This window comes from Microcoleus sp. bin38.metabat.b11b12b14.051, assembly GCF_013299165.1.
Classification (GTDB): Bacteria; Cyanobacteriota; Cyanobacteriia; order Cyanobacteriales; family Microcoleaceae; genus Microcoleus.
Window position 1 is genome coordinate 12959 of the sequence record NZ_JAAFKD010000015.1, and the last position, 14489, is coordinate 27447.

Sequence of the window (14489 nt, forward strand, 5' to 3'; positions counted from 1 at the left end):
TAATTTTCATAATTCTAATTAGTCTTATCCAGTCGATATATGGCTACTTTCTTAACCGCTGCACTATATAAATTCGTTGAACTACCAGATTTTGCCGACCTGAAAGCACCTCTAATAGATTGTTGCAACAAAAACAACGTCAAAGGCACTATCTTGCTGGCAACAGAAGGCATCAACGGTACTATTTCCGGTTCATCTGAAGGTGTACGCGCAGTGCTAGAATTCTTGCGTAGCGATCGGCGTTTTGCCGATTTAGTTCACAAAGAATCTTTCTCACAAAAAGCACCGTTTTACCGCCTGAAAATCCGCTTGAAGCGGGAAATCGTCACCATGGGAGTACCGGATATTAATCCATCCCTCATGGCTGGCAAATATGTCAAACCCGATGAGTGGAATAAGCTGCTGGACGATCCTGATGTTGTAGTCGTTGATGTACGAAACGACTTCGAGGTATCGATGGGTACTTTTTCAGGCGCTATCAATCCCAAAACAAAAAGCTTTTCTGACTTACCTGAATGGGTGCAGCAAGAAAAGGCTTTGCGCGATAAACCCAAGGTGGCAATGTTTTGCACCGGCGGCATTCGCTGCGAGAAATCTACAGCTTTTTTGCGCTCTCAAGGCTTTAATGAAGTCTATCATTTAGAAGGCGGGATTTTAAAATATTTGGAAACTGTACCGGAAGCAGAAAGTCGTTGGGAAGGTGAATGTTTTGTCTTTGATGAACGGGTTTCTGTTGTTCATGATTTAAAGCCTGGTAACTACGAACTTTGTCGCGGTTGTCGCCAGCCGATTAGTGAGGAAAATCGGGCTTCTGAATTTTTTGTGTTGGGCGTGAGTTGTCCTCATTGTCATGACTCGAAAACAGAAACCAAAAAACAAGCTTTATCCGAGCGGCAACGTCAGATTGAGTTTGCTAAGCGTCGCAATCAACCACATATCGGCGCCCGCTATGATGCGAAGGAAAAACCCGATGGTGGAATAGATTAATAGTATGAGCGCTAGGCTCCAAGAAACCGGGTTTCTTTGAAAAATATCGCTGGGTGGCGTGAAATCTAGAAAGAAACCCGGTTTCTGATTCCTCTAGTATGAGCACTCAGCTCCAAGAAACCGGGTTTCTTTGAAAAATATCGCTGGGTGGCGTGAAATCTAGAAAGAAACCCGGTTTCTGATTCCTCTAGTATGAGCGCTAGGCTCCAAGAAACCGGGTTTCTCTGAAAAATCTGGTTGGGTGGCGTGAAATCTAGAAAGAAACCCGGTTTCTGATTCCTCTAGTATGAGCGCTAGGCTCCAAGAAACCGGGTTTCTCTGAAAAATCTGGTTGGGTGGCGTGAAATCTCAAAAGAAACCCGGTTTCTGATTCCTCTAGTATGAGCACTAAGCTCCAAGAAACCGGGTTTCTCTGAAAAATCTGGTTGGGTGGCGTGAAATCTCAAAAGAAACCCGGTTTCTGACTCTCAAGGCTGCCTTACTCCTGATGACAAATGACAATGACAAATGACAAATGACAAATTACTATATGTTAGGAAGATACCCAATTTTATATTCCTTCCGCCGCTGTCCCTATGCGATGCGCGCGCGCTTGGCGCTGATGGTTAGCAATCGCCTGTGTGAGTTGCGGGAAGTTGTTTTGCGAGACAAACCGCAAGAAATGTTAGATGTATCTCCGAAAGGTACGGTACCGATATTGATTGATGTTGAGGGGCGCGTACTGGCTCAAAGTATTGATATCATGTTATGGGCATTGGAACAACACGATCCTGAAAAATGGTTGAGGCCACAGGAAGGTTCTGTTGCAGAAATGCTGGAACTTATCGCTCAATTTGATTATGGATTTAAATATCATCTTGACCGTTATAAATACCCTGAGCGTTATGCTAATGTTGATGCTCAAGTGCATCGGGATGAAGGTGCTGTATATCTGGAGAAACTTAATGTAAAGTTAAGGGCGACTAAATATTTGTTTGGTGATAATGTAGCATTAGCCGATATGGCGATCGCACCTTTTGTCCGTCAATTCGCCCATACCGATAAAAATTGGTTCAGCCAACAGCCTTGGAATCCTCTACAAGCTTGGTTGACAGCCTTCACTGACTCTGAAATTTACGCCAGTGTGATGCAGAAATACCCGCAATGGGAATCGGGGAATCCAGGCGTTGTTTTTGGGCGATCGTAATTACCTATTAAACTGTTGGTAGTGAGGAATGCAAGTCCTTAGAATTGGAAAGGACTTGCATTCCTCACTACCAACCTGGGGGTTTGATCGTTCGGACTTTAGTCCGCATCCAAGATAGGACTTGCATTCCTTACTACCAACCAATGTTATTCTATTCCCTCGGGCGTTAGTGTATTCTAATAGATATTGTCAGGCTGAAATTATGATTGATGTTGGTTCGTTAGTTCGATCGCCCAAAAATGATTTGGGAATCGGAAAAGTCGTTGAGGTATCGCGCACCGATGCCGTAATCGAATATTTTTGCTCAGTAAAAAACCGTTTCCGCAAAACTGTACCCTTGGGTTTGCTGCAAGAAGCCAGACTTCAGCGACAAACTCGCTGCTACCTCTGGAGCACAAGTCACCAAAGGTGGATAATTGGCCGAGTTTATGACTGGGATGAAGATAAGTTAGAGTACGAAATTGACCTCCCCGACAGCCAAAGTTTGCAAGCGGTGGAAACCGAGCTTTACGTTCGCTGCAATATCCCGATCGCCGATCCGATCGACATTTTAGCAGTCAAAGGTCAAGAAACCCCGTATTTTCACGATCGCCGCTTGGCATTTGTGCAGTCTGCGATCGAACAGCGCGCCGTCAGCCGCGGTATGACGGGGTTAATCTCTGCGAACATAGACCTCTACCCGCACCAGGTTGAAGTCGTGCGGCGCGTCCTAGAAGACCCGATCGTGCGCTATTTGTTGGCAGATGAAGCAGGACTGGGAAAAACCGTAGAAGCCGGGACAATTCTCCGCCAATTTTTGCTCGACGATCCCAACGGGCGCGCTGTGGTAGTGGTTCCCAAATATTTGCTCGAACAGTGGCGCCAAGAGTTAGAAAATAAATTCTATTTGTCTCATTTTGCCGATCGAGTGCAGCTTGTGGGCCTTAGCGAAATCAATCAAGTTAGCCGCAACGCTAATCTGGATTTTCTGATTGTTGATGAAGCGCACGAGCTTGCTGCAATGGCACATTCGAGCGATCGCAACCAGCAACAATCCTTTGAACTCTGTCAGAAACTCGCTGACAAAAGCAAAAACTTATTGTTATTATCTGCAACGCCAGTCATTGGCCGCGAGCAAGATTTTCTGGCAATGCTGCACTTGCTAGACCCCACAACATACCGTCTTGACGATCTCGAAAGTTTTAAAGCACAGGCCCAAAACCGTCAGGAAATCGGTCGCGCGTTGCTGGATTTCCGAGAAACAACACAGCCTGCTGTTTTGCAACAAAAACTAGCTGAACTCCGCACTTTGTTGCCGAAAGATGATTATTTGCTGGGGTTGGCAAAGGAGTTAGAAAAATGTTTGAAAATAGCAGAAACTGCCGAACAATCTCGCTTAGTTAGAACTATTCGCACTCACGTTAGCGATACCTACCGCCTGCACCGCCGAATGCTCCGCAACCGCCGGGATGCGGTGGAAGATGTGATTTTCGATCGCGATACTGTTCCGAAAACAGAGTACGATTTGAATGACGAACAGTGGTCTGAAATTCAAGCTGTACTCGATAAATGGCGCGCTGCTGCTCCGAAATCTAGCGAATATCAGAGAATTTTTCTGCTGTTTTTCCGCGCTTCCGGTACTTGGCTGAATGTTTTGGAAGCGGTTATCAAAGCTCGGTTGCAGAAAAAATCGACTCCAGAGCTCGATCGCGAATTCGGACAAAGCGACACGGCAATTTTGACCAAAACAGCACTGTTTCCCGAAGAAAGGGAACTGCTGGAAACCTTGCTCAACGCGATAGCAAAGCCCCAAGAAGGACTCGATCGACCGAGTTTGTTACGAATTGCCATTTTGCGATTTTTGGCAGTTGCTTTGAAGGTGCCGCGCGAGTATCACAGCAATCCTCGCGATTTGCTATCGAGAATTCAACAGCAAATTAAACGACCGATTCCGGGCGAGCGTTTCCCGAAAATTGTGATTTTCACGAGTTTTACCGCCACTTGTCAAGAGATTGCGGAAAATTTAGCTAAAATCTTTGGTAAAAAGGCGATCGCCAGCCATGACGCGAGCAAGTCTGCGGATAATGTGGAAGCCAGTCTCAAGCGGTTTAAGACTGAGCCGCACTGTTTTATCTTAGTGTGCGATCGATCGGCAGAAACAGGCGTCAACCTGCAATTTATTGATTGGCTAGTTCACTTCGATTTACCGTGGTTTCCCAACCAGCTAGAACAAAGACTCAGCAGAGTCGATCGCATTGGTAGCAAAATGGGAGTACAATTTTGTTTGTTTGCAGGCCCGGATCTGCCGGAGAGTCCCCACGAAGCTTGGTTTCAAGTGTTAAAAGATGGGTTTGATATCTTCAACAAATCTCTAGCCAGCCTTCAGTTTTATGCTGACAAAAAACTGCTCCAGCTTGAAGAAAAGTTGTTTCTTGAGGGAGCGAAGGGCTTATCCAGCCAACTAGAATCGATTAAAACAGAAATCGAACAAGAGAAAATCAAAATAGACGAACAGTATGTTCTCGATGAAATTGATATTCTCGATGACACCGCCTCTCAATATTTTGAATCCCTCGACAACTGCGATGCTCGCCATAAAGAAATGCAGCGGGCGACGGAAGGTTGGATCTGTCAAGCTCTCCACTTCCAACAAATCGAACACCCTAGTATATCGGGGTTGATGCGCTATCAACCTACTCAAAAAACATTGATTCCCTCGAACGATTTGAGAACTCGATTGATTCCTTATTGTCAGCAGTACGGTAGCTACAACCGCCGCATTGCTCATCAACATACGGATGTCGTTCTTTACCGAACAGGAGAGGGATTAATCGATGCACTGGGCGCTTATGTTCGCTGGGACGATCGGGGTCAAGCTTTTGCAATGTGGCGTCATGATGAAAGCTGGGATGCTGCGGAAGGTAAGGAGTGGTTCGGCTTCCAATTTAATTATTCTATCCAGACTGATGTGCAGCCTGCGGCTGAAGTTTTGCAAGCACAAAATATCGACAATTACAACTTGAAAGCTTTGCAGCGGCGCGTTGATGCTCTGTTTCTGCCAACTTTTGAAACGGTGTATGTAGACGCTCGCAGCGAACAGATGTCTCTGGTTGAAGATGCGGAACTTATGAATATTTTGCAGCGGGCTTACAAGGGAAAAGGCGGCCCGAATCGGGATTACAATTTGTCGAAAAATCGCACTTCGTTGATTGACAGTTTTGTCGATCCGCTGGATTGGGATGATTTTTGTCAAAAGGGGCGGCTAGTATCTGAGGAATTGCTGCGCGGGCGTCAGGCTTTTGGGGAAATCTGCAATAGTTCCGCTGTCAGTGCTGCTATTCAACTCGAAAACCGGGTGAATCAATTGCAATTACGTTTGAACCGACTTTCTAAATCGGAACAGCTTTTAGAATCTGTTTTGGCTGAGGAAATAAGTACGGAAAGTGCGTTAAATCAAGCGGTTTTAGCGGGAATTCGCCGCCCGCACCTGACTCTTGAGTCGGTGGGATTTATTGTGATTTCTGGGCGCGCTCCTGTGAAAGCTGAGGATGAGGGATAATCTCAAATCTGCTTAATTGTACGCAGTAATTTTAGACAATTGGAGGACACAGCAGTGCTGTGTCCCTACAAGGGGTTGTACGTGCAGCGCGCATCGCTGGCTACACATACAGCCCATTCCCAGTAAGTGAAGTACAGATCGAGCCGAGGTTGGGATGCGCTGTCATCCGCGGATTAATCGATCGGCTGTATTTGATAAAAGTGGAATGGGCTGTATTTAATTTATGATGAGAAATACATTTTGTCAGGCAAAAGTTATTAACCAGTAAATGCGTATATTTTTCGTTTAATTTCAGATATATTTTGCATTTAATATCAATTCAAAAATGCCTACTAATTACTAATTTCTGCAACTTATTGAGCGGATACCAAAACCAGAAAAAGTACGCGCGATCGAAGCTATCCCTCTTCCTGAATCGCTCACCGCCCGTGAAAAATTTGTCAAGGGATCTCGAAATTTGAATATCAAAAATTGCGAGATCCCTTCCCTGAGAAAAAGTCGTCAAGGGATCTCAACTATTGGAAGATGTCAAAAGTGCGTTAGCGAAGCCCTCGAACGAGGATCGCCCGCCGCCTGTGAAAAAGTTGTCAATGGATATCGACGTTTCGATACCAAAAGATCACTAGCGCCATCTTTTGATAGCGAAAGATGTTGAATGACGAAATGTGATATTTTGTGTTATTATGCCTATAGTAGTTGACTGAAATAGGTGACTCAACATCATGAATATATCCTTAACTCCTGAATTAGAGCAATTTGTTCAGTCAACAGTCAAAAATGGTAGATATTCATCCGCTTCAGAAGTTATACTGGCTGCATTACGATTGCTAAAAGAACGGGAAGTTTTAGTAGTTTTGAATCCGAGTTCGTCTGAGGTAGAGCAGAAATCCAGTTATGACTTTTCTGATTTGGTGGGACGATTAACTTGGCGGGGAGATGCGGTAATAATGCAGAGGAATCTACGCGATGAATGGTAATCGCTATGTGTTAGATACAAATGCTATCGTGGCTCTGCTTCAAGGAAATATTCAACGATTGAGAATTACTTAAAGATGCTGAGTGGCTGGGAGTTTCAGTTATTAGTCAAATTGAGTTTTTAGTGTTTCCTGGGCTAACTCAAGACGATCGTCAGATTTTTGAGCAGTTTCTGCAACGAGTGGAGGTTCTTGGTTTAGCGGCGATTGATGCTGTTTTGATAGATAAAATTATTGAAATTCGCCAGCAATATCGCTTGAAACTACCGGATGCGGTTATTGCGGCAATCGCAATCCAAAATTCAGCAAATTTGGTGACGGCCGATCGAGAGTTTGCTAAGGTAACAAGTTTAACTGTAATTAATTGGTAGCGATCGCCCTTTCTGGAAAACAAGACTCAAGGGATCTCGACCTTTCGATACCAAAAAAGCTATCGCCCGTCTAAGAGTGAAAAAGTTGTAAATGGCGATCGACTATTGCAAGAGACCAAAAGTGCGATCGCCTTTCCCTGAGAAAAAGTTGTTAAGAGCGATCGACTATTGCAAGATGTCAAAAAGAGCGAGATCCCGTCTAAGAGTGAAAAAATTGTCAAGGGCGATCGACTATTGCAAGATGCAAAAAGAGCGAGATCCCGTCTAAGAGTGAAAAAGTTGTAAAGGGATCTCAACTATTGCAAGATACCAAAAGTGCGAGATCCCGTCTAAGAGTGAAAACCGTCGCTATAATTAAGATAGATCGCGTTTCCCTATTTTTATCAAGGTAGTCTAGTTTCCCTTCGTTAACGGTAAATTAAATCAAAAGTGAATCACAATTAGATTTACAATGATTAAGCAGCTATGAGGAACGTGGAAATATGGCAAAATTTCCCAATGAACTTGCGGAAATCATCTGGAATTTAAAACGTCAGTTACTAGATATTATTGATGCAGCAACAACAGCAGAATTGACCTTGTTTGAACTATTTGGAGAAACGAATGACACGATCCCATTTTTGGATGAACTCAAAAGCGTGGCTGAACGTGCTGCACCTTGGTTTTCGCGGTTGTCTAATTTTCAGTTACGCATAGCTGAGTCTCAACCCACGATTCCGCCTGATATGCTAAACTTAGTAAACCAATCTATTGAACGCATCCAAAGGGAAATTCCGGCAATGGAACGGAGTATTCAAGAAGTGAAAACGGAGTGGAACTTGCCATGACTAGCCAACCCCACATTCCCGATCCAGAAACAGCTAAGAGATTATTGGCATCTTTGCGCCACAGTCGTTTAGCGATGGAAGCTGCTACGCTGGAATTAGAAGATATCACGATGCAGTTAGAAAATAATAACAGGCAAAAGCGTTTGGTACGCTTGAGACAGTCGATTAAGGATGCTGAAGCAGAGTCAAGTTTTTTGCAGTCAACTAGATAATAGATTGTGCGGAAAGTGCGATCGACCTTTTGATGTCAAAAAGAGCGATCGCCCTTCCCTGAGAAAAAGTCGTAAAGGGCGATCGACTATTGCAAGATGCTAAAAGTGCGATCGATCCTAATCTCAAAGATGCTATCATAGATGAACAGTTACTATGTCTTTATGGGTAAATGACATGAACGCTAAAGAATTGCTCCTTAAAGAAGTGGATAATATTCCAGAATTTATATTAGAAGAAGTTTGGGATTTTCTGCAATTTCTAAAAGTAAAATATGATAAAAATAAGTTAGAATCAAGCCTGCTCAGTGAATCGGCTTTGCAAAAAGACTGGTTAAAGTCAGAGGAGGATGAAGCATGGCAGAATTTGTAAAAGGTGATGTGGTAGTTGTTCCATTCCCATTTTCAGATTTAACACAAGCCAAGCGCCGACCGGCTTTGGTTATAGCAACTTTGACAGGAGACGATCTAATTCTTTGTCAAATTACTAGCCAGAGAATCGCCGATCGCTATGCTATCACTCTGGAAAGTAGTGATTTCAGCGAGGGCGGACTTAACCAAATTAGCAATATTAGACCTAATCGCTTGTTTACGGCTGACCGAGAAATTATACTTTATAAAGCTGGTAAGCTTAAGCCTGAGAAGTTGAACGAGGCGATCGCTAAAATCGTTGAAATTATTCAGCAGTAATTCTCTATTGTCAAGCGTTCCGTCTGTTCAAAATGCTGTTTGACTAGATTGTGTTGTGCGATCGACCTTTCGATGCTAAAAGTGCGATCGCTGGAAATCCGCTCTAAAATGTCATTGTGCTCTTACCTCGGCTACAATAATCCTCATACCGTCGTCTAGAGAAGCTTTATGCCAGAAGTTGCACGATTTTACGGAATTATCATCAAAATTTTCTTTGGGGATCACCCACCTCCTCATTTTCACGCAGTTTACGGTGAGTACAATGCTTTGATCGGCATTGAGTCTTTAGACATTATTGAAGGAGATTTACCGAATCGGGCCCAAAAGCTGGTATTAGAATGGGCTGCGTTGTACCAGAAAGAACTGCTGGATATGTGGAATAGCCAAGAATTTAGTAAACTTCCACCGTTAAAATAACTGTGATTTTTTATGAAACCTGAGCGCATTGTTTCGGCTAAAGCTATTGATGATAATACCTTGATGGTTAAGTTTACTAATCTTCAAATCCGCAAATATGATATTTCTAAATTATTAGACAATCCCATGTTTGCTCCGTTATGCAATCCTGCATTTTTCAGGAGTTTTAGAGTTGAACCGGGTGGTTTTGGACTGATTTGGAATGAGGACATCGATCTCAGTGAGTATGAACTTTGGCAGAATGGAATCAGTTTGACTGATGAGGAAATTGAGCGATACATTGAATCTATACATCGTGTTGCTCACTGAGAAACAATGCCTGATACTGTTAGGCGATCGACCTTTCCATGTCAAAAAGAGCGATCCCGCCGCCTGTAAAAAGTAGTCAAGGGATCTCGACCTTTCGATGTCAAAAAGAGCGATCGCCTTACCTAGCTTAGCTTAAACAGCAGTTGACAAAAAATGACAATATTTGCCATAATTGAATAGTTAGAGATGTAAAGGTTTACAAACTATGACAACACTCAACATCTCGCTGCCCGAATCGATGCGGGAATTTATCAGCGAACAGGTTGCCAAAGGTGGGTACAGTACCACCAGCGAATATATCCGACACTTGATTCGCCAAGAATTAGAACGAGTGGCAAAAATACAACTTGAGACATTACTATTGGAAGGGTTAGATAGTGGTGAATCTATTGAGATAACGGATGAGTGGTGGGAACAAAAACGCAGTGAACTTGTTGAAAAAGTTCGCAAACAAAAGACATGACCAGACGAATTGTAATTAGACCAAGGGCTAGTGTTGACCTTGATGAACAGTTTGCTTATATCGCTGGAAATAATTTTGATGCTGCATTGAAATTCTTTGATGCGGCAAGGCAAACTTTCTCACAATTAGCACAAATGCCTGGTATTGGTAGCCTTTATAATATTGAAAATCAGCGTCTGGTTGGTTTGCGGAAGTGGGCTGTCAGGGGATTTGACAAGCATCTAATTTTTTATGTAGAAAGGGATGAATGTATTGAGATTGTAAGGCTACTTCATGCTGCTCGCGATATTCCAGAGATTTTAGGAGAGGAAGAATAGTTATTAGAAATTGCGATCGACCTTTCGATGCCAAAAAGAGCGATCGCCCTTGGCGCGTGAAAAAGTCGTAAAGGGCGATCGACTATTGCAAGATGTCAAAAGTGCGATCGCCCTTCCCTGAGAAACAGGAGTTAAGGGCGATCGACCTTTCGATGTCAAAAAGAGCGATCGTCCTTCCCTGAGAAAAAGTTGTCAAGGGATCTCGACCTTTCGATGTCAAAAAGTGCGATCAACCGCTAGATGATATCATCTTTACAGTATTACGTAATTGCTTGGATTTTGATGTTTGCCACCCTGTTCAACTTGAAAGTGCAAATGAACTCCAGAGGAGTTGCCTGTAGTGCCAACACTTCCAATCTGCTGGCTGCGTCGAATCTCTTGACCTACTGCGACATTGACGGAATCTAAATGCATATAGAGAGTAGTCAATCCATCACCATGATCGACGATCACCAGATTGCCAAAACCACCTTCTTTCCATCCTGCCCAAATGACCTTTCCTGCTGCCACTGCATAGGCTGGCGGATTCGTTCCACTAGGAGGAGCAAGATCAATGCCCCAGTGTGTGCCTGTAGCATTGTGGCCAGACGCGCCATATAGTTGGCTAATTGTGTAGGTAGTTTTCATCGGACTTACAAACTCCTTTCTCTCACGCCTCCTCAGAATTTCTAGCTCTTGACGAAGAGCATTAAGTTCCTGTGGCTTTTGATTGTTAATTGTGTTAATCCTGGCTTGGACTTGAGAAAGTTCTACCTCCAGTTTTGTCTTGGCTTGATAGAGTGGATCAATAACAGTGCTTTCTAGCTTTTTGATCTCTTCCTCAATACGGTCAGCATACCACCTATCCCCAACCCACCAAGATTTCCGATACCTTTCCATATCGGCTTTCTTTTGATCCCGCTCAGACTCGCTTGAGGAAATTTTTTGATTGTATTTCCCAATTTCCAGCGGTATCTGAATTGTTCGACTATAGAGACCAGGTAGTTCTTTTTTGAGAGAATCCAACTCTTTTTCAAGCTGATTGACTTTAGAAGCAGTTGTGTCAACCAAGTTAACCAATTCATCTCCTGTTTGCCCAGTCCGAATTGTAACCCCTTTTCCACTAACAGGCTGAGGATTGGGAGAGGGCGAAGTTGGCGAAACCGATCGCCCTTTTGTCTCATAAACAGTCACCTGCTGACCATTCCAGATCATAATCGCCCGTTCAAATTCCTGCCGGAAGACACCGCCGCCCTGATCCTGAACACCAGTAATAGCAGCACCCACTTGCGAATACTGGCTAGCAGCATACAAGAACTTCTGACGCACATCATCTGTAGGACTCGATGCAGTTGCAGGCTTGGTTCCCGCCCCCCAGATCAAACCGTTGGTAGAGACTGTACCGACAACAGTTGCTCTAGCCGTGTTTGGGTCAATTGAAAGTTTCCGGCGATCGGAAGTATATGCCGTCAGTTGCCCATTTTCCAACGTCAAACCGTACACTTCCCGCGAACCCAGATCGCCTATATTGCGAACAGTACCCGTCGCCACATTGAAAGCAACCAGGCGATCGTTCAACGGACTACTAGAACTACCAAGCGTTGCAAAAATCTCATTAGCCCCGTTGAAAACCAAATCTCCACTGCTAGGCCCGCCCAAATTGCCAATCAAATTCATCTGACCATTATCAGGCGAAATCTGAAACAAATTGCCATTTATATAATCGGCCCCGTAGAGTCGGCCATCAGGAGAAAACGTCAGAGAATTGAGAGTTCCCCCCGCCAAGGGCCCGACATATCGTTCCGCACCCGTAGAGGGATTAATCTCATACAAACCATCAAAGAAAGTAGAGCCGTAAAGCTTCCCATTTGGAGCAACCGCCAAATCAGTAAAAGCGAGACCTTGATAGATTGGATTTTGTGCACCCGTCGCCGTATTAACCTGCAATATCTGTCCGCTACTGGTAGACAGGTACACAGTATTAGCAGTTGGTTGCTGTGGGGGTTGTTGTGGGGGTTGCTGTGTCGGCGGAAGTAAGGGTGGCTTACTTCCAGGATAGCCACCTGTCCAAGCACTCGGCATCCAATAAGTACCGCCGTTATATCGGAAGCGATACCACAAAGCATCTGCGGCCCCTGTCGTCAAATCACTTAGCTGTTCGCCGTAAGTCCAACCATCAAAAGTTAAAGTATCGCCATACTTCACAGCGAAATTACTTCGATCGCTCGTATTCGGACTATTGCGAAGAGTAATCCCATTCGACGATACCACCCAAGCAGTAAAGTTTTCATTCACAATATTGACAGCCCGTTCACTGGGTGTCACTATCCCATCACCGCCCCAAGTTGTCGGTTGGAAGAAAGCTTTAGGTTTATAAACCTCCGGCATTGTTTTCTTAGCCAAATCCACCGCAGCCAACGTATTCAAGAAACCAAAACCCGTCTCATCATCCCATCCGGGAGTCCCCAAATCCCTCGCCGTTTTCTCCAAAATATCAATGACTTGGCGATAGTTCAAAGCAGGATTCGCCGCCCAAACCAAAGAAATTGCACCCGAAACCTTAGCCGTCGCTACCGAAGTCCCCGCCATCGTACCCAAATCGTCGCCCGCAGTCGATAAAGCTGGGTGTTCAGTCGTGCCGCCGTCAGCCACAATATCCAAACCACGACCAAAACTAGAATAGATCGATCGCCCGTTAATATCCCCAGCACCAACCGTAATAATATTATCAAACTCCTGGGAAGCTTGACCCAGAACCGACATCACGCCGCCATCATTACCCGCCGCAGCTACCAGCAAAACACCATTTTGACGCGCATATTCGATCGCACTTCTTTCTTGCGGTGTCAACTCATAGCGCGTCGTCACACTCCCGTCAGCATTCTTCTGAGTCAAATCCAAACTGAGATTGGCGATCGCATTTTTCTGTCCAGAAGCCTTCGCAGCATCCACAAAATCTACCAAAGAATCAGCCCACTTACCAGAGTCGATCGCCCTTCCCACCCATTTCGGCGCAGTCTTGTTGATTGCGTCAATAATCCCCAACATAAAAGTACCGTGCTCGCTGCCTTCTCCAGCCTTCAGCAACGGATTATTATCCCCACCCACATAATCGCGGCCCTGCTTGATATTCGCGTAATTAAAGTAGGGACTATTCGCATTGACGCCAGTATCGATCGATCCTACCAACGGCTGAGAAGCCAACGGAAAATTTAGGAATTGCCGAATTGCATTCGGATCTTTCGGATTTGGCGAACCCGGATCGATCGGAATTAGAGCGATCGGCAAAGTCTCAAACGCACCACCCGGATTGTAAGGTGATTGAGTGGCAATCCCATCATGGTACAGACCCAGCGGGTCAAAATCAATCAGCGGCGGTAGATTGTTAGTTGGTGCAGAAGGGGCGATCGGACAAACACCGCTATCCGCCAAAAAATTAGGTAAATGTAAATCAGGTAGCGACAAAGAACCCAATAACTGATGCAGCGGATCGAAATCATCCAGCCATCCCCCAACACCCGCACTCGGAGTCACAATTCTTTCCAACACAAAAGTTCGGCGCGGTTTCCGCTTTTTCCCCGACTGAGAATTCCCAAAACCTTTAGCCTGTTTGCGTTTTTTGTCGCCAAAATTTAGCCAACCCATAATCTTTCCACCTTGATTAATATGAATTTTTATCGCAAGAACTCGATCGAATGTCTCCCACATTCAACCAAAATTCTTACTTGACAAAAATCTGTAAGTAATATTGTGAAAAATTCTGTTTGTTTGAAAATTTAGGCAAATTTGACAAATTTTTCGTATTGGCGATCGCTTTACATTTGCCGCGCTTTGCTAACGGTCTTGCTGGCGATCGAGCCAATACTTTGTCAATGCTTAATTTTTCGATTTTTTTTGCTTCTTCATGGTTATCCTACAGCAAAAACCCTTTTTCAATCATAAAGTTTTTGTAAAGTTATTCTGGCAACTTAATTAGGGCTGACTCCTCAACCTAGTTTTTACCCAAATATGGGATTGTAGCCTTTAATATCCATGAAAAACCGGGTTTTCGGCGGTCAGCGCTACACTCGCAAAATAGTTATAATTTGCACTTGCTTTTTTTCTGATTTCTGATATTATGAGCGCAGAGGTGAAATTTGGAATGAGGTCTAAAGCCCTAGCAAATATCACTCAAGCTTCTTCAAAAACTACTCTCCAATTTCCCTGCTTCTTTGAAACAGGG

The 14489-nt window shown here is 44.3% G+C and carries 16 protein-coding genes; 13 read left to right on the forward strand and 3 right to left on the reverse strand.

All coding sequences use genetic code 11. The features are described 5' to 3' along the window. The first annotated feature begins 39 nt into the window (after positions 1–39). The 7 genes from QZW47_RS16935 (at position 40) to QZW47_RS16965 (ending at position 8095) form a co-directional block, all read left to right on the forward strand. Positions 40–987 (forward strand): rhodanese-related sulfurtransferase, encoded by a 948-nt coding sequence (locus QZW47_RS16935; protein WP_293128891.1) that lies wholly within the window; start codon positions 40–42, stop codon positions 985–987. A gap of 514 nt (positions 988–1501) precedes the next feature. Then, on the forward strand, positions 1502–2173 hold the full coding sequence (locus QZW47_RS16940; RefSeq protein ID WP_293128893.1) for a glutathione S-transferase: 672 nt from the start codon (positions 1502–1504) through the stop codon (positions 2171–2173). Positions 2174–2375: 202 nt separating this feature from the next. Next, the gene (dpdE, locus tag QZW47_RS16945) at positions 2376–5711 is read left to right on the forward strand and encodes a protein DpdE (protein ID WP_293128895.1); all 3336 of its coding nucleotides are present in this window, start codon (positions 2376–2378) and stop codon (positions 5709–5711) included. 722 nt (positions 5712–6433) lie between these two features. Continuing rightward, on the forward strand, positions 6434–6688 hold the full coding sequence (locus QZW47_RS16950; RefSeq protein ID WP_293128897.1) for a type II toxin-antitoxin system ParD family antitoxin: 255 nt from the start codon (positions 6434–6436) through the stop codon (positions 6686–6688). Between the two features lie 122 nt (positions 6689–6810). Then, positions 6811–7056: a PIN domain-containing protein gene (locus tag QZW47_RS16955; protein WP_293128899.1), complete on the forward strand. Its 246-nt coding sequence runs from the start codon at positions 6811–6813 to the stop codon at positions 7054–7056. A gap of 482 nt (positions 7057–7538) precedes the next feature. Continuing rightward, positions 7539–7883: a hypothetical protein gene (locus QZW47_RS16960; protein ID WP_293128901.1), complete on the forward strand. Its 345-nt coding sequence runs from the start codon at positions 7539–7541 to the stop codon at positions 7881–7883. After that, positions 7880–8095: a hypothetical protein gene (locus QZW47_RS16965; RefSeq protein WP_293128903.1), complete on the forward strand. Its 216-nt coding sequence runs from the start codon at positions 7880–7882 to the stop codon at positions 8093–8095. The genes QZW47_RS16960 and QZW47_RS16965 overlap by 4 nt, the downstream gene beginning before the upstream one ends. Here the strand turns inward: QZW47_RS16965 and QZW47_RS16970 are convergent. Then, a complete protein-coding gene (locus QZW47_RS16970) occupies positions 8088–8234 on the reverse strand; it encodes a hypothetical protein (RefSeq protein ID WP_293128905.1) in 147 nt (48 codons plus the stop codon). The genes QZW47_RS16965 and QZW47_RS16970 overlap by 8 nt on opposite strands. A gap of 36 nt (positions 8235–8270) precedes the next feature. Here QZW47_RS16970 and QZW47_RS16975 point away from each other — a divergent pair, with 36 nt between their 5' ends. The 6 genes from QZW47_RS16975 (at position 8271) to QZW47_RS17000 (ending at position 10288) form a co-directional block, all read left to right on the forward strand. Continuing rightward, complete coding sequence (locus tag QZW47_RS16975; protein ID WP_293128907.1) at positions 8271–8465, forward strand: hypothetical protein; 195 nt, start codon at positions 8271–8273, stop codon at positions 8463–8465. Then, the gene (locus QZW47_RS16980; RefSeq protein WP_293128909.1) at positions 8450–8782 is read left to right on the forward strand and encodes a type II toxin-antitoxin system PemK/MazF family toxin; all 333 of its coding nucleotides are present in this window, start codon (positions 8450–8452) and stop codon (positions 8780–8782) included. Before QZW47_RS16975 ends, QZW47_RS16980 begins: the two co-directional genes overlap by 16 nt. Positions 8783–8950: 168 nt before the next feature. Next, positions 8951–9199, forward strand: coding sequence for a DUF4160 domain-containing protein (locus QZW47_RS16985; protein ID WP_293128911.1), 249 nt, complete (start codon positions 8951–8953; stop codon positions 9197–9199). A 12-nt stretch (positions 9200–9211) separates the two neighbouring features. Beyond that, entirely contained in the window at positions 9212–9508 is a 297-nt protein-coding gene (locus QZW47_RS16990; RefSeq protein ID WP_293128913.1) for a DUF2442 domain-containing protein, read from the forward strand. A gap of 205 nt (positions 9509–9713) precedes the next feature. Then, positions 9714–9971, forward strand: coding sequence for a type II toxin-antitoxin system ParD family antitoxin (locus tag QZW47_RS16995; protein ID WP_293128915.1), 258 nt, complete (start codon positions 9714–9716; stop codon positions 9969–9971). Beyond that, positions 9968–10288, forward strand: a complete 321-nt coding sequence (locus QZW47_RS17000; RefSeq protein ID WP_293128917.1) for a type II toxin-antitoxin system RelE/ParE family toxin — start codon at positions 9968–9970, stop codon at positions 10286–10288. Before QZW47_RS16995 ends, QZW47_RS17000 begins: the two co-directional genes overlap by 4 nt. A 3-nt stretch (positions 10289–10291) precedes the next feature. Here the strand turns inward: QZW47_RS17000 and QZW47_RS17005 are convergent, their stop codons facing one another. Further along, on the reverse strand, positions 10292–10447 hold the full coding sequence (locus tag QZW47_RS17005) for a hypothetical protein (protein WP_293128919.1): 156 nt from the start codon (positions 10445–10447) through the stop codon (positions 10292–10294). A 93-nt stretch (positions 10448–10540) separates the two neighbouring features. Continuing rightward, the gene (locus QZW47_RS17010) at positions 10541–13912 is read right to left on the reverse strand and encodes a peptidoglycan DD-metalloendopeptidase family protein (protein WP_293128921.1); all 3372 of its coding nucleotides are present in this window, start codon (positions 13910–13912) and stop codon (positions 10541–10543) included. Between the last annotated feature and the right edge of the window lie 577 nt (positions 13913–14489).